Consider the following 15,220-nt stretch of genomic DNA (forward strand, 5'->3'; position numbering starts at 1 on the left):
CACGATGCTAGAATCGCCGCGGCGCAGACGGCACCGGAATTGCTGCCATTTGTTTCCAGGCAGCAGACATCCCCTCGAAAGCCCCAGGCTACAGGGTTCTGCGCTGGCTACCCCTACATTCATTCCCCGATAGTGCACACATGCTGAAAAAGCTGATCCAGTCCATCCGATCCCCACTGCGCCGTCCGCGCGCCGTCCGCACTACCCCGGAAGTCATTGGCAACCATCAGCATTCGCTGCGGCGGGATCAGTTCAGCAGGAACGCGGTGAATGTCGTGGAGCGCCTGACCAAGGCCGGCTACCAGGCCTACATCGTCGGCGGCGGCGTACGCGACCCGCTGCTGGGCATTGCGCCGAAGGACTTCGACGTCGCCACCAGCGCAACCCCCGAGCAAGTTCGCGCGGAATTCCGCAACGCACGGGTGATCGGCCGCCGCTTCAAGCTGGTCCATGTCCACTTCGGCCGCGAGATCATCGAGGTCGCCACCTTCCGCGCCAACCATCCGCAGACCGATGACGATGCCGACAGCGCCCACGCCTCGCGCAACGAAGCCGGTCGCATCCTGCGCGACAACGTCTACGGCACGCTGGAAGATGATGCGCAGCGCCGCGACTTCACCATCAACGCCCTATATTTCGACGTCACCGGTGAGCGCATCCTCGACTACGCCCACGGCGTGCATGACATCCGCAACCGCCTGGTGCGCCTGATCGGCGACCCGGAGCAGCGTTACCTGGAAGACCCGGTACGCATGCTGCGTGCCGTACGCTTCGCCGCCAAGCTGGACTTCGAGATCGAGAAGCACAGCGCCGCGCCGATCCGCCGCCTGGCGCACCTGCTCAACGAAATCCCTTCGGCGCGCCTGTTCGACGAAGTGCTCAAGCTGTTCCTCAGCGGCAAAGCCGAACGCACCTTCGAGCTGCTCACCGAGTACGACCTGTTCGCACCGCTGTTCCCGGCCAGCGCCAAGGCGCTGAAAGCAGACCCCGAATACGCCGGCAAACTGATGCGCCAGGCCCTGGCCAACACCGACGAACGCATCCGCATGGGCAAGCCGGTTACGCCGGCCTTCCTGTTCGCCGCCCTACTCTGGCCCGCCCTGCCCGCTCGCGCGCTGAAGCTGCAGGAGCGCGGCATGCCGCCGATCCCGGCGATGCAGGAAGCCGCCCACGAGCTGATCATCGAGCAGTGCAAGCGCACGGCGGTGCCCAAGCGCTTCACCATCCCGATCCGCGAGATCTGGGACATGCAGGAACGCCTGCCGCGCCGCCAGGGCAAGAAAGCCGACCTGCTGCTGGAAAACCCGCGCTTCCGCGCCGGCTACGACTTCCTCCTGCTGCGCGAGAGCGCCGGCGAGGAAACCGGCGGCCTGGGCGACTGGTGGACCGACTACCAGGAAGCCAGCGATGGCGAGCGTCGCGGCATGATCCGCAACCTCTCCAGCCAGGAAGAAAGCAGCGGCGCGCCGCGCAAGCGTCGTCGTGGCGGTGCCAACCGCCGTCGTCGGGGTCCGCGTAACAGCGGTGAAGGCGCCGGTAACGAATGAGCGAGCGTGTCTACCTCGGACTCGGCAGCAACCTCGCCGAGCCGCGCCAGCAACTCGAGGCGGCGCTGAAGGCCCTTCAGCAACTGCCGGCGACCACGCTGGCGGGGGTCTCCCCCCTCTATGCGAGCGACCCGCTGGGTCCGCCGGATCAGCCGCGCTACGTCAATGCCGTGGCGGCGCTGGACACCGAACTGGAACCGCTGGCGCTGCTCGACGCCCTGCAAGCCATCGAACTGGAACAGGGCCGGGTGCGCAAGGACGAACGCTGGGGGCCGCGAACACTGGACCTGGACATCCTGCTGTTCGGCGACCGCCTGATCGACGAACCGCGCCTGCGTGTCCCGCACTACCACATGCACGCCCGTGCCTTCGTGCTCTACCCGCTGGCGGACCTCGCCCCGCAGCTGCTACTGCCCAACGGCCAGACGCTGCCGGACCTGTTGGCCGCCTGTCCGTTCTCCGGCCTGGAGCGGCTGTCCTGAGGCATCCTGCGCCCCATGTGGGGCGTAGTGGCAGTAACGCCGTAACAGTCCGGTAACACCCGCAATTGACTTCGGTCCGCCCCATCCGGACTATAGGTGCCCGTTTGCCCCTGCCCGGCGCAGAACTGAGGACACTTTCATGCCTGATGTCACCCTGACCACCCTGCAAGGTCTCAAGCAAAGCGGCGAGAAGATCGCAATGCTGACCGCCTACGACGCCACGTTCGCGCATGTTGCCAGCCAGGCCGGCGCCGACGTGCTGCTGATCGGTGACTCCCTGGGCATGGTGCTGCAAGGACACGACAGCACGCTCCCGGTCACCATCCAGGACATGGCCTACCACACCGCCGCCGTGAAGCGCGGCAACAAGGGTTCGCTGATCCTCACCGACCTGCCGTTCGAATCGGGTACCTCCCTGGACCGTCTGCTGCGCGACTCGGTAACGGTCATGCAGGCCGGCGCCCACATGGTCAAGCTGGAAGGCGGCGCCTGGCTCGCCGAGCCGATCGTGCGCCTGGCGCAGCTCGGTATCCCGGTGTGCGCGCACCTGGGCCTGACCCCGCAGTCGGTCAACCTGTTCGGCGGCTTCAAGGTCCAGGGCCGCCAGGAAAACCAGGCCCGTCAGCTGCGCGCCGACGCCATCGCCCTGGAACAGGCCGGCGCCGCCATGCTGCTGCTGGAGTGCGTTCCGTCGGCGCTGGCCCAGGAAATCAGCGAAGCGGTGAAAATCCCGGTGATCGGCATCGGCGCCGGCGCCGGCACCGACGGCCAGGTCCTGGTGATGCACGACATGCTCGGCCTGTCGCTGACCGGTCGCGCGCCGAAGTTCGTGAAGAACTTCATGGAGGGCCAGCCGGATATCGCTTCGGCCATGGTCGCCTACGTCAAGGCCGTGAAAGACGGCTCCTTCCCCGGCCCGGAGCACGGATTCGCCTCATGAACACGGTAAAGACAGTCCGCGAGTTGCGTGCCGCGGTGGCCCGCGCCCGCAGTGAAGGCAAGCGCATCGCGCTGGTCCCGACCATGGGCAACCTCCACGCCGGCCACGCCGCGCTGGTGACCAAGGCCAGCCAGCGCGCCGACTTCGTCGTCGCCAGCATCTTCGTCAACCCGCTGCAGTTCGGCCCCAGCGAAGACCTGGACAAGTACCCGCGCACCCTTGCCGCGGACCAGGAGAAGCTGCTCAATGCCGGCTGCCACCTGCTGTTCGCACCGACCGTCGAGGAGATGTACCCCGACGGCATGGACGGCCAGACCCGCCTGCACGTGACCGGCGTCTCCGAAGGCCTGTGCGGCGGTAGCCGTCCCGGCCACTTCGATGGCGTCGCCACCGTGGTGTGCAAGCTGTTCAACATGGTCCAGCCGGACATGGCGCTGTTCGGTGAGAAGGACTTCCAGCAACTGGCGGTGATCCGCAAGCTGGTACGCGACCTCAACCTGCCGGTGCAGATCTTCGGCGAACCGACCGTGCGCGCCGAAGACGGCCTGGCGCTGTCCTCGCGCAATGGCTACCTGAACGACGAGCAACGCGCTACTGCGCCGGTGCTCTACCGCACCCTGAAACAGCTCGCCGAGCAGGTCCGTGGCGGCTCACGCGATTACGCCACGCTGCTCGCCGAAGGGCGCCAGCAGATCGAACAGGCCGGCCTGCGCATCGATTACCTGGAAATCCGCGAGTCGGTTGGGCTGCGGCCGGCAACGGCAGAAGATCGTCAGCTGGTGATCCTCGTGGCCGCCTTCCTCGGTACCACTCGCCTGATCGACAATCTCGCCTTCCACATCGACTGAATCCCCGCACGACTACCGGAATTTCGCCTCAAGGCCGCGCCAGCCGCGACCTTGAGGGGTCTCCGGTGCTCGGGCATACTCGCACCGCACTCCCGTATCCAGAAAAAGAGGAGCCACGTCATGCAGAGCATCATGCTCAAAGCCAAACTGCACCGCGCCGAAGTGACCCACGCCGTGCTCGATTACGAAGGCTCCTGCGCCATCGATGGCGAATGGCTCGATCTCGCGGGTATCCGCGAATACGAACAGATCCAGATCTACAACGTCGACAACGGCGAACGCTTCACCACCTACGCTATCCGTGGCGAGGAAGGCTCGCGAATGATTTCGGTCAACGGCGCCGCCGCCCACAAGGCCAAGGTGGGTGACCGGGTGATCATCTGCGCGTACGCTCAGTTCAGCGACGCCGAGCTGGAAGGCTACAAGCCGCGCATGCTGTACATGGCGCCCGGCAACGAACTCAGCCACACCAGCAACGCCATCCCGGTTCAGCTCGCCTGACCCAGAAAAAGCCCGGAACCTCCGGGCTTCTTTCTAGGTCGAGAGCACAGGTTCAAAACCCGCACGTCACACCCCGAAGGTACGTCATGGAACACCACCTCACTCCGCTGGATGCCACCCGACTGGCGAGCTGGCAGGCATTGGCCGCCCACCGTCAGGACCTGCAGAGTTTCACCATGCGCGAGGCATTCGCCCAGGACCCCGAGCGCTTCAAGCGCTTCTCCCTCAGTGCCTGCGGCCTGTTCCTCGACTTCTCGAAGAACCTGATCCGCCAGGACACCCTCGAGCTGCTGGTCAAGCTCGCGGAAGAGGCCAGGCTGGGCGAGGCCATCCAGTCGATGTTCCGTGGCGACGTGATCAACGCCTCCGAGCGCCGCCCGGTGCTGCACACTGCGCTGCGCCGCCCCATCGGCGACAAGGTGCTGGTGGACGGCAAGGACGTGATGCCCGAGGTGCACCGCGTACTGCACCAGATGACCGAGCTGGTTGCCGCCGTGCACAACGGCCTGTGGCGCGGTTACACCGAAAAGCCGATCACCGACGTGGTGAACATTGGCATCGGCGGCTCCTTCCTCGGCCCACAGTTGGTGTCCGAGGCGCTGCTGCCGTTCGCCCAGAAAGGCGTGCGCTGCCATTACCTGGCGAACATCGACGGCAGTGAGTTCCGTGAGATGACCGCCAGGCTCAACGCCGAGACCACCCTGTTCATCGTCTCGTCGAAGTCCTTCGGCACCCTGGAGACCCTGAAGAACGCCCAGGCCGCCCGCGCCTGGTACCTGGCCCAGGGTGGCAGCGAGGCGGAGCTGTATCGCCACTTCATCGCGGTTTCCAGCAACAAGGAAGCGGCGACGGCCTTCGGCATTCGCGCCGAGAACATCTTCCCGATGTGGGACTGGGTCGGCGGCCGCTACTCGTTGTGGTCGGCCATCGGCCTGCCGATCGCCATGTCGGTGGGGATCAACAACTTCAAGGAACTGCTGTCCGGTGCCTACAACATGGACCAGCACTTCCTCACCGCGCCTTTCGAGAAGAACATCCCGGTGCTGCTGGGCCTTCTCGGCGTCTGGTACGGCGACTTCTGGGGCGCCCGCAGTCACGCGATCCTGCCCTACGACTACTACCTGCGGAACATCACCGACCACCTGCAGCAGCTGGACATGGAGTCCAACGGCAAGAGCGTGCGCCAGGACGGCACCCCGGTCTCTGCCGGCACCGGCCCGGTGATCTGGGGCGGCGTGGGCTGCAACGGCCAGCACGCCTACCATCAACTGCTGCACCAGGGCACCCACCTGATCCCGGCGGACTTCATCGTCCCGGTGTCCAGCTACAATCCGGTGGCCGACCATCACCAGTGGCTGTACGCCAACTGCCTGTCGCAGAGCCAGGCCCTGATGACCGGCAAGAGCCGCGCCGAAGCCGAGGCCGAGCTGCGCGCCAAGGGGCTGGACGAAGCGGAAGTGCAGCGCCTGGCACCGCACAAGGTGATCCCGGGCAACCGCCCGAGCAACACCCTGGTGATGGAGCGCATCAGTGCCCGCCGCCTGGGCGCGCTGATTGCCATGTACGAGCACAAGGTCTACGTGCAGAGCATCCTCTGGGGCATCAACGCCTTCGACCAGTGGGGCGTGGAATTGGGCAAGGAACTGGGCAAGGCGATCTACGGCCGCCTGGTGGGCAGCGAGGAAAGTGCCGCCGAGGACGCCTCCACCCAGGGCCTGATCGACTTCTTCCGCGGTCGACACCGCGGCTGAGGCCAGAGTGGACGGATGCGCAACGCGCATCCGTCCCTGCTCATCGGCAAAAACGCTGCCGGTATTCCCCGGGTGTTACACCCAGAGCCTGCACGAAGGCGCGCCGCAGGTTGTACTCGCTGCCGAACCCGGTGCTCTGCGCTACGCGCTTGAGCGAAGACTCTCCACCCTCCAGCAATTTGCTGGCCTTTTCCAGACGCAACTGCAGCAGCAGCTTGCCAGGCGTCATGCCCATCTCCGCCTGGCAATGCCGGTGCAGGGTGCGCGTCGACATCGCCATCTGCGCGGCCATCGCGTCCACGTCCAGCGTCTGATCAAGCCTCTTGCGCAGCCATGCCACCAGTTGCTCCATCTGCCCGTTCGGCGGAGCCTGCTGGGCCAGCAATTCCGCACTGAACTGGCGTTGTCCGCCGGGACGGCGCAGATACATCACCAATCCTCGCGCAACCTGCAGCGACAGCTCGCGACCGTGATCCTCCTCCACCAGACTCAGGCAAAGGTCCATGCCGGCGGTCACCCCGGCGGAGCTGTAGAACTGCGCGTCGCGCACAAACAGGGCGTCCGGCATCACCTGCAAGCGAGGAAACAGCCGCTGCAACAGCTCGGCGTAGCGCCAGTGGGTCACCACCGGACGGCCGTCCAGCAGACCGGCCTGGGCCAGCAGGAAGGCGCCGGTGCACACCGAGCCGCAACGTGCGGCCAGGGGCGCCGCCTGGGCCAGCCAGCGGGCGATTTCCCCTTGCTGCATGGCCGACTGAACGCCGTAACCGCCGGCGACCAGCAGCGTGCACCCCGACGCCTCCGCCGGCTCAGGCAGCGGCAAGGTGGCCAGCTCCAGGCCGGTACTGGAGCGCACCAACCCGCCGACAGGTGAAAGGGCCTGCAGACGATAAGCCGGTCGCGCGACCGGCAGAAGGTGTTCATCCACCGCGGCGAACACGTCCGCAGGCCCCGTGGCGTCCAGCAACTGGAAGTCGGGGAAGACCAGTAACAGCACAGGGTGAGAAGCATTCATCCGGGACACTCTCCAGGGAGGCGATTGGCAGATATTCATCCATTGTCGTCATAAGTGACAGATTTGCTCCGGGCAAGCTGAAAGCCCCACCCTGGAGATCGCCATGAGCCCCCACACTTTCCTGCTCATCGTCCTGTTGATCGTTACGGCCCAGACAGAGGCCGGCGAAGCGTCGTTACCGCCGTATCAACCGCGTTTCGGCCGAGAGCGGCCGGTGATCGCCGTGGTAGCCCAGAACCGCATGACCGAACTGGCCGACTATGTGGTACCGCTCGGCGTGCTGCGCCGCTCCGCCGTGGCGGAGGTCCAGGCACTGGCGACCGAACCCGGCCCGGTACAACTGCTGCCGGCGCTGAAAATACAGCCGCAGGCCACCCTCGAGGAGTTCAGGCAACGTTTTCCCCAAGGGGCGGACTACGTAGTAGTGCCGGCCGTGCACGACAGCGAAGACCCCGCCCTGGTCGGCTTCATCCGCGAGCAGGCAACGAAGGGCGCGATCGTGATCGGCGTCTGCGATGGCGTGCTGGTGCTGGGCCACGCCGGTCTGCTGCACCAGCGGCGCGCCACCGGCCACTGGTATTCGCGCGGCCAGCGTCAGGCCGACTTTCCCGATGCGCTCTGGCTGGAGAACCGCCGCTACGTGGTCGACGGCAATCTCATGACGACCGCCGGCGTCACCGCCGCCCTGCCCGCCTCCCTGGCGCTGGTGGAAGCCATCGCTGGAACGGCGAGGGCCATGGAGCTGGCACAGGACCTGGGGGTGTCGGAGTGGTCGCCGCGGCACGACAGCCAGCATTTCACCCTCGGCGCCAGCGGCTACCTGACTGCCGTGGGCAACTACCTCGCGTTCTGGCGCCACGACACCTTCGCCGTGGTGCTGCAACCGGGTTTCGACGAAGTCGGCCTGGCGCTGAACGTGGATGCCTGGGCGCGCACCTTCCGCACCGAGGTGAAAGCGAAGGCCCGGCAGCCGGTCACCAGCGCTGGCGGCTTGCTGTTCCTGCCTGACGAGGCGCCAGGCGAGCCGGAACTGCCGCAGTCGTCCGGCAACGCCATCCTCAGCCTGGAGCAGACCCTCTCCGCCATCGCCAGCCGCTATGGCGAGCCGACCCGGGAGCTGGTCGCCGCCCAGCTCGAATACGCCTCGCCTGAACGATCCGCCCGGCAGGCGCGTCGAAACAGCATGGACAACCCTTGAACCCGCCAGGCCTTGGATGCACCCTTGTGGGCATCTCGCCTGACACAACAATAAGGATTCCCCATGTACGAGATCAGCCTTCACCCCGTCCCGGAGGCCGTACGCCAGCGTGCCTACCTCGACAACGACGCCTACCAGCGCCTGTACCGACAGTCGGTGGACCACCCGGAAGCCTTCTGGGGCGAACAGGCCAAGGCCTTCCTCGACTGGTTCAAACCCTGGACCTCGGTCCACCATGGCGACCTCGCCCGCGGCCAGGCCAGTTGGTTCAAGGGTGGCCAGCTCAACGTGACCTACAACTGCATCGACCGCCACCTGGAAACCCGTGGCGAACAGGTCGCGATCATCTGGGAAGGCGATAACCCGGCCGAATCCGCGCAGATCACCTATCGCAAGCTGCACAGCCACGTCTGCCGACTGGCCAACGTGCTCAAGAGCCGTGGAGTGGAGAAAGGCGACCGGGTGTGCATATACATGCCGATGATTCCCGAGGCCGCCTACGCGATGCTGGCCTGCGCGCGGATCGGCGCCATCCACTCGGTGGTCTTCGGTGGCTTCTCCCCCGATGCCCTGCGCGACCGCATCCTCGATGCCGATTGCCGCGTCGTGATCACCGCCGACGAAGGCGTACGCGGCGGCAAGTACATCCCGCTCAAGCAGAACGTGGAAAAGGCCCTGAAGGACTGCCCGAAGGTCTCCAGCGTGGTGGTGGTCGAGCGCACCCAAGGCGAGATCCCGTGGGTCGAAGGCCGCGACATCTGGTACCACGAGGCCCTGCGCGGCGCCAGCGAAGACTGCGCGCCGGAACCGATGGACGCCGAGGACCCGCTGTTCATCCTCTACACATCCGGCTCCACCGGCAAACCCAAAGGCGTGCTGCACACCACCGGTGGCTATCTGCTGGGCGCGGCGATGACCCACAAGTACGTGTTCGACTACCACAACGGCGACATCTACTGGTGCACCGCGGACGTCGGCTGGGTTACCGGCCACAGCTACATCGTCTACGGCCCGCTGGCCAACGGCGCCACCACCCTGATGTTCGAGGGCGTACCCAACTACCCGGACGCCTCGCGCTTCTGGCAGGTGATCGACAAGCACCAGGTGAACATCTTCTACACCGCCCCCACCGCCATCCGCGCCCTGATGCGCGAAGGCGAGGAGCCGGTCAGGAAGGCTTCGCGCAGCAGCCTGCGCCTGCTCGGCTCGGTGGGCGAGCCAATCAACCCGGAAGCCTGGGAGTGGTACTACCACGTGGTCGGCGACGCGCGTTGTCCCATCGTCGATACCTGGTGGCAGACCGAAACCGGCAGCATCCTGATCAGCCCGCTGCCCGGGGCCTCTGCGCTCAAGCCCGGTTCGGCGACCCGTCCGTTCTTCGGTGTGCAACCGGTTCTGCTCGATGAGCAGGGCAAGGAAATCGACGGCCCCGGCTCCGGCGTGCTGGCCATCAAGGCCAGCTGGCCGAGCCAGATCCGCAGCGTCTATGGCGACCACCAGCGGATGATCGATACCTACTTCAAGCCCTACCCCGGCTACTACTTCACCGGCGACGGCGCGCGCCGCGACGAGGACGGCTACTACTGGATCACCGGCCGCGTGGATGACGTGATCAACGTCTCCGGCCACCGCATCGGCACCGCCGAGGTGGAAAGCGCACTGGTGCTGCACGATTCGGTAGCGGAGGCGGCGGTGGTCGGTTACCCCCATGATCTCAAGGGACAGGGCATCTATGCCTTCGTCACACCGATGAACGGCATCCAGCCCAGCGACGCGCTCAAGCAGGAACTGCTGGCGCTGGTGAGCAAGGAAATCGGCAGCTTCGCCAAGCCGGAAATGATCCAGTGGGCGCCGGGCCTGCCCAAGACCCGCTCGGGCAAGATCATGCGGCGCATCCTGCGCAAGATCGCCTGCAACGAGCTGGAGAACCTCGGCGACACCTCCACGCTGGCCGATCCGAGCGTGGTGCAAGGGCTGATCGACAATCGCCTGAATCGTTGATCCTGCTTCAGGCCCCAGGGGCAAAGATGCTAGGTTAAACCCACAGACCTGCCGTCCTTGCCCCGAGGCCTGTTCGCAGCAATGGAAACCGTTCGCCGCCATATCGAAAGCCAGGTGCTCAGCCTGACGGGCCTCGCTCTGGGCGGGGTCGATTTCGAGTCACCCAAGGGTGATCCGGGCCTGTTCGGCCCGGACTCGAGCTGCTGGAAAGTCCACGGTGACTTCAGCTCGATGCTGATCGGCGGCATTACCGCGCTGCTCCTGCAGATGCTGCATCCCGGCGCACTGGGCGGCGTCTGGGATCACTCCAACTTCCGTACCGACATGCTCGGCCGCCTGCGCCGCACCGGCCAGTTCATCTCCGCCACCACCTATGGCTCGCGAGCGGACGCGGACAAACTCATCGAGCGCGTTCGGCGCATCCACGACAGCGTCCAGGGCAGACTCCCCGATGGAACCCACTACTCGGCCAATGACCCGGACCTGCTCACCTGGGTCCATGTGGCCGAGGTCAGCAGCTTCCTCGCGTCGCACCTGCGCTACCTGAACCCCAACCTGTCCGGTGAAGAGCAGGACCGCTATTACGACGAAATCGCCCTGATCGCCGAGCGTCTCGGCGCACGCAATATCCCTCGCTCCCGCGCGGAAGTGGCCGCCTACCTGCAGTGCATGCGCTCGCAACTGCGCTACGACGAACGCACCCGCGAAGTAGTCGGCGTGCTGTTCAACGCCCCGGCCCCCAGCTTCCTGGCCAAACCCTTCGGCATGCTGATGATGCGCGCCGGCGTCGATCTGCTGCCGGAATGGGCCGCCGACCAGCTCGATCTGAGCCTGGGCAACCTGCAGCGCCAGCTGATCCGCTCCAGCGTCAGGCGCAGCGTGCCGCTGCTGCGCTGGGCCGTACGCAATGGCTCGCTGCACCGGGCCCGGCGGCGCATGGGCCTGCCTCCGCTGCGCTGAGCCGGCTCTTCACAGGCAGAGTTCCCCCTGCACGGCAAGTCTTTATTCCCGCGCTAAGCGGCTGGGGATCGATCCTTGACCCCGAGCAAGCTTTTCTGCGCAGGCCTAGGATTTTTCCGTGGGCCCCTGAACATTTGCGCTATTTTCAAGCTCAATTCGCTGAAAGGGTCATACTCAGGGAGTGAAATATGAAGAAGCGAGTCGTGCTGGTCGAAGATCACCCTGCGATGCGTCTGGCGATCCGCTCGCTACTCGGGCAGGACTCGCAGTTCGAAGTCGTCCGTGAAGCCGCCGATGGTCATGGCGGCCTGGATGCCGTTCGCAAGGAACGCCCGGACCTGGTGATCCTCGATCTCAACCTGCCAGGGATGGACGGTCTGGACCTGCTCGCGCGCATCCACATCTTCGATGAGAAAATCCGCCTGCTGGTGCTCAGTTCCCAGGACGAGCGGCTGTACTCGAGCAAGGTGGAGGCCGCAGGGGCACACGGTTTCGTCAGCAAGAACAATGACACCAGCGCCATCCTCAACGCAGCGCGCATGCTGGTCTCCGGCTACCGCTGCTTCCCGGAAAAGTCGCTCAACATCGCCAGCCATGCCGACCCCGTCGCCAGCCTCACCCCACGTGAGCTGGTCGTCTTGCGCAGCCTGGTACGCGGCATGAGCAACAAGGACATCGCCGAGGAACTGTTCCTCAGCCAGAAGACCGTCAGCACCTACAAGACGCGCATCCTGGAGAAGCTCAACCTGGAAAGCGTGGTGGACCTGGTAGAGTTCGCCCGCACCCATCGCCTCAATGACTGACCCGCGCGCGAACAACGCCCGACAGGGCATTCGTGCGATCGCAAACGCTCAGCCGTGCCATACTTCACCAGCACGTCACGACGGAAAACGACACCCGCCATGCCCAAAGGATTGATACGCGCAATCGGCGCACTGTTGCTGCTGTTCCTCTTCTACTGCCTGTTGGGCTTCCTGATCCTTCCCGGGGTCGCCCTGCGCGTGGTCAACCAGCAACTGGCCCAGTATGCGAACGTTCCGGCGCGCCTCGAGCGCATCGAGCTCAACCCGTTCAGCCTCGAACTGACCCTGTGGGGACTGCATCTGGGCAAGAACGGCGAAGAAGAGGTGCGCTTCGAGCGCCTGTACGCCAACCTCGAGCTCGACAGCCTGTGGAAGCGCCACCTGCATCTCGCCGACATCGAGCTGGATGCGCCGCACACGGAGCTGCTGTTCGCCGAGAACGGCACGCTGAACCTGACCCAGCTGTTCAGGCTGCCGCCGAGTCAGCCCGCTCCACAGCAGGAAGAACCCAGCCGGCCCTTCCCCTTGCGCATCGACCGCATCCGCCTGGCCGAAGGCAGCCTGCACTTCCTGGATCGCCGGCCGAGCGAGCCAGTGGAGTTCCTCTTCAACCCGATGGGTTTCGAGCTGAACAATCTCAGTACGCTGCCAGAAGATGGCGCCAAGATGACCCTTGTGGCCACCGGACCGCACGGCGGCAAGCTCGACTGGCAAGGCGATCTGAGCCTGGTGCCGCTGACATCCAGGGGCACCCTGTCGCTTCAGGGCGTCCCGCTCAAAGCATGGTGGCCCTACGTACGGGACAACGCCCCCCTGAGTCTGGAAAGTGGCATCCTCGGCGTCTCCTCCGACTACCATCTGGACCTCTCCCAGGGCACCCAGCTGCTGCTCGACAAGGCGGCCGTGAACGTGCACGAACTCAGCCTGAAATCGCCCGACGGCAAGCCCCTGGCCAAACTGGCCAGCCTGGACGTCGGTGAAACCAGCCTGGACCTGGCCAAGCGCGAGGTCATCGTGGGCCAGATCCGCAGCCAGGGACTGGAAGCCTGGGCCGCGCGGGAAAAGGACGGGCAACTGGACTGGCAGAAACTGTTCGACAATTTCAAGCCCTACAAACGCCCGCAGGAACCGGTTTCCCAGGCCGAAACGGCGCCACCGCCACAGAACAGCGAGCAGCCCGCTCCAGCCAAGGCGGAGACACCCAACGCAGACAAGCCGGCAGAAAACACCGCCCAGGCACCTGAGAAGGCCCTACCCGCCACCGCACAAAATACGCAGGCTCCGGCAGTTGCCACTCCTGACAAGCCGACTCCGGCCGCCGAAGCGGAAAAGGCCTGGCATGTGGTGCTGCGCGATACCCAACTGCGCGGCTACAAGGCCCACCTGGCCGATCGCGCCCCAGCCAAACCGGTCGCGCTGGAAGTCGGCCCGCTGGACCTGGACCTGCAGAACCTCGACAGCCAGCTCACCTCCCCCCTGCAGCTCAAGCTCAAGACCGGCCTGGGCCAACGCGGGCAGATCGAGGCCAGCGGCCAGGTCAACCTCAACCCGGTCAATGCCAAGCTGAAAGTCACTACCCGCGACATCGACCTGCGTGTCGCTCAGGCCTATATCGATCCGTTCATTCGCCTGGAGCTGCGCAGCGGCTTCCTCGCCAGCGACCTCAACGTCGACCTGAAGAGCACCGAGCCACTCGCCTTTGGCATCGACGGCAGCGCCCAGGTCACCCAGTTGCATACCCTGGACACCATCAAGGACCGCGATTTCGTCAAATGGACCACGCTCACGCTGGATGGCCTGGCCTATCGCCACGGCGACAGCCTGGCGATCCAGAGCGTGTCGCTCGAAGAGCCCTACGCTCGCTTCATCATCAACGAAGACCGCACCACCAACGTCAGCGAGCTGATCATCCCGCAACCCGCTTCGGCTCCGGCCGGCAAATCCGGCAGCGCGAACGCCGCCGGCGGCAAGCCGCTGGGCATCCACATCGGCGGCGTCAAGGTGAACAACGGCTCGGCCAACTTCGCAGACCTGACCCTGCGCCCGGACTTCGCCACCGCCATCCAGCAATTGAGCGGGGAAATCGGCACCCTCGACAACCGCAATCCGCAGCCGGCTTCGGTGGACATCAAGGGCAAGGTCGACAAGTACGCGCCGGTTACCATCAAGGGCAGCCTGAACCCCTTCTCGCCGCTGGAGAAACTGGACATCGCCACCAGCTTCAAACGCGTCGAACTGACCACCCTGACGCCCTATTCGGGCAAGTTCGCCGGCTATCGCATCCGCAAGGGACGGCTGAACCTGGACCTGCACTACCAGATCACCCAGGGCAAGCTCAAAGCCGACAACAAGGTACTGGTGGAACACCTGCAACTGGGTGAGAAGGTCGACAGCCCCGACGCCGTGGACCTGCCGGTGAAACTGGCGGTAGCCCTGCTCAAGGACGCCAATGGCAACATCGATATCCAGTTGCCGGTGGAAGGCGACCTGAACAACCCGCAGTTCAGCGTCATGCCCATCGTCTGGCAGACCTTGCGCAACCTGGTGCTGCGCGCAGTCCAGGCCCCCTTCAAGTTCATCGCCGGGCTCGCCGGTGGCGAAGGCCCCGACCTCGGCAGCGTGACCTTCGCCCCGGGCTCAAGCGAGCTGGAACCCGCCGCCCAGGCCAATCTGGACAAGCTGGCCGACGCCCTCAAGCAACGCCCCGCGCTCAGGCTGGAGGTCGAGGGTGTCAGCGCGGCCAGCAGCGACGGTCCGCTGCTGGCCCGCAAGCGTCTGCAGGAGGAGTACCGCAAGAACTACTACAGCATGCTGCAGCGCCGTGGCGACAAGGTGCCCAGCGATGCCAGCAAGCTGGAAGTGCCCGAGGACCTGCAGCCCGCCCTGCTGGAAGGGATCTACCGTGCGCGCCTGAAGAAGCAGCCGCCGGATGAGTGGAAGGAACTCAGCCAGGCCGACCGTACGGTGAAGCTGGAACAGGCGGTGCTGGCCTCCTGGAGCGACAGCCAGTTGCTGCTGCGTAAGCTCGGCCAGGAGCGCGCCACGCAGATCAAGGACTATCTGGTGTCCAAGGGCGGCCTCGGTGACGACCGCGTCTATCTGATCGACGTGAGCCTCGGCGAGGCGGAGAATGGTGGCAACGTGGCGACCCAACTCCACCTGGACAGCGAATGA

At 65.4% G+C, this 15,220-nt stretch carries 12 protein-coding genes; 11 read left to right on the plus strand and 1 reads right to left on the minus strand.

Translation table 11 applies throughout. The features are described from left to right. The first annotated feature begins 140 nt into the window (after positions 1–140). The 6 genes from ACAW63_RS00425 to pgi all read left to right on the plus strand — a co-directional run bounded on the left by ACAW63_RS00425 (position 141) and on the right by pgi (position 6,069). Positions 141–1,547: a polynucleotide adenylyltransferase PcnB gene (locus ACAW63_RS00425; protein WP_371230894.1), complete on the plus strand. Its 1,407-nt coding sequence runs from the start codon at positions 141–143 to the stop codon at positions 1,545–1,547. Further along, complete coding sequence (gene folK / locus ACAW63_RS00430) at positions 1,544–2,029, plus strand: 2-amino-4-hydroxy-6-hydroxymethyldihydropteridine diphosphokinase (RefSeq protein ID WP_371230896.1); 486 nt, start codon at positions 1,544–1,546, stop codon at positions 2,027–2,029. Before ACAW63_RS00425 ends, folK begins: the two co-directional genes overlap by 4 nt. A gap of 139 nt (positions 2,030–2,168) precedes the next feature. Beyond that, positions 2,169–2,969, plus strand: coding sequence for a 3-methyl-2-oxobutanoate hydroxymethyltransferase (panB, locus tag ACAW63_RS00435; protein ID WP_371230898.1), 801 nt, complete (start codon positions 2,169–2,171; stop codon positions 2,967–2,969). Next, positions 2,966–3,817, plus strand: coding sequence for a pantoate--beta-alanine ligase (gene panC / locus ACAW63_RS00440; protein ID WP_371230900.1), 852 nt, complete (start codon positions 2,966–2,968; stop codon positions 3,815–3,817). The genes panB and panC overlap by 4 nt, the downstream gene beginning before the upstream one ends. 120 nt (positions 3,818–3,937) lie before the next feature. Then, positions 3,938–4,318 carry an aspartate 1-decarboxylase gene (panD, locus tag ACAW63_RS00445; protein WP_045216800.1) on the plus strand — a complete coding sequence of 127 codons (381 nt, stop codon included), beginning with the start codon at positions 3,938–3,940 and terminating at the stop codon, positions 4,316–4,318. 86 nt (positions 4,319–4,404) lie between these two features. Beyond that, positions 4,405–6,069 (plus strand): glucose-6-phosphate isomerase, encoded by a 1,665-nt coding sequence (pgi, locus tag ACAW63_RS00450; protein ID WP_371230902.1) that lies wholly within the window; start codon positions 4,405–4,407, stop codon positions 6,067–6,069. 40 nt (positions 6,070–6,109) lie between these two features. Here pgi and ACAW63_RS00455 read toward each other — a convergent pair whose 3' ends face one another. Next, positions 6,110–7,084, minus strand: coding sequence for a GlxA family transcriptional regulator (locus ACAW63_RS00455; protein ID WP_371230904.1), 975 nt, complete (start codon positions 7,082–7,084; stop codon positions 6,110–6,112). Between the two features lie 103 nt (positions 7,085–7,187). Between ACAW63_RS00455 and ACAW63_RS00460 the strand changes: the two genes are divergently transcribed. From ACAW63_RS00460 to ACAW63_RS00480, 5 genes are all read left to right on the plus strand, one after another. Then, on the plus strand, positions 7,188–8,282 hold the full coding sequence (locus ACAW63_RS00460; RefSeq protein ID WP_371230906.1) for a DJ-1/PfpI family protein: 1,095 nt from the start codon (positions 7,188–7,190) through the stop codon (positions 8,280–8,282). A gap of 63 nt (positions 8,283–8,345) precedes the next feature. Further along, positions 8,346–10,283 carry an acetate--CoA ligase gene (acs, locus tag ACAW63_RS00465; RefSeq protein WP_371230908.1) on the plus strand — a complete coding sequence of 646 codons (1,938 nt, stop codon included), beginning with the start codon at positions 8,346–8,348 and terminating at the stop codon, positions 10,281–10,283. An 81-nt stretch (positions 10,284–10,364) separates the two neighbouring features. Then, entirely contained in the window at positions 10,365–11,243 is an 879-nt protein-coding gene (locus ACAW63_RS00470) for an oxygenase MpaB family protein (RefSeq protein ID WP_371230910.1), read from the plus strand. Positions 11,244–11,431: 188 nt separating this feature from the next. Then, the gene (locus ACAW63_RS00475) at positions 11,432–12,046 is read left to right on the plus strand and encodes a response regulator (protein ID WP_371230912.1); all 615 of its coding nucleotides are present in this window, start codon (positions 11,432–11,434) and stop codon (positions 12,044–12,046) included. A gap of 99 nt (positions 12,047–12,145) precedes the next feature. Beyond that, positions 12,146–15,220 (plus strand): DUF748 domain-containing protein, encoded by a 3,075-nt coding sequence (locus tag ACAW63_RS00480; protein WP_371230914.1) that lies wholly within the window; start codon positions 12,146–12,148, stop codon positions 15,218–15,220.

Origin of the sequence: Pseudomonas sp. QE6 (assembly GCF_041379005.1) — a bacterium.
In the GTDB taxonomy this organism is placed as follows: domain Bacteria; phylum Pseudomonadota; class Gammaproteobacteria; order Pseudomonadales; family Pseudomonadaceae; genus Pseudomonas.

What these genes read in the sequence shown, in the direction of transcription:
- ACAW63_RS00425 (WP_371230894.1), top strand. Translation starts at nt 141, where the DNA reads ATGCTGAAAAAGCTGATCCAGTCCATCCGATCCCCACTGCGCCGTCCG.
- folK (WP_371230896.1), top strand. Translation starts at nt 1,544, where the DNA reads ATGAGCGAGCGTGTCTACCTCGGACTCGGCAGCAACCTCGCCGAGCCG.
- panB (WP_371230898.1), top strand. Translation starts at nt 2,169, where the DNA reads ATGCCTGATGTCACCCTGACCACCCTGCAAGGTCTCAAGCAAAGCGGC.
- panC (WP_371230900.1), top strand. Translation starts at nt 2,966, where the DNA reads ATGAACACGGTAAAGACAGTCCGCGAGTTGCGTGCCGCGGTGGCCCGC.
- panD (WP_045216800.1), top strand. Translation starts at nt 3,938, where the DNA reads ATGCAGAGCATCATGCTCAAAGCCAAACTGCACCGCGCCGAAGTGACC.
- pgi (WP_371230902.1), top strand. Translation starts at nt 4,405, where the DNA reads ATGGAACACCACCTCACTCCGCTGGATGCCACCCGACTGGCGAGCTGG.
- ACAW63_RS00455 (WP_371230904.1), bottom strand. Translation starts at nt 7,084, where the DNA reads ATGAATGCTTCTCACCCTGTGCTGTTACTGGTCTTCCCCGACTTCCAG.
- ACAW63_RS00460 (WP_371230906.1), top strand. Translation starts at nt 7,188, where the DNA reads ATGAGCCCCCACACTTTCCTGCTCATCGTCCTGTTGATCGTTACGGCC.
- acs (WP_371230908.1), top strand. Translation starts at nt 8,346, where the DNA reads ATGTACGAGATCAGCCTTCACCCCGTCCCGGAGGCCGTACGCCAGCGT.
- ACAW63_RS00470 (WP_371230910.1), top strand. Translation starts at nt 10,365, where the DNA reads ATGGAAACCGTTCGCCGCCATATCGAAAGCCAGGTGCTCAGCCTGACG.
- ACAW63_RS00475 (WP_371230912.1), top strand. Translation starts at nt 11,432, where the DNA reads ATGAAGAAGCGAGTCGTGCTGGTCGAAGATCACCCTGCGATGCGTCTG.
- ACAW63_RS00480 (WP_371230914.1), top strand. Translation starts at nt 12,146, where the DNA reads ATGCCCAAAGGATTGATACGCGCAATCGGCGCACTGTTGCTGCTGTTC.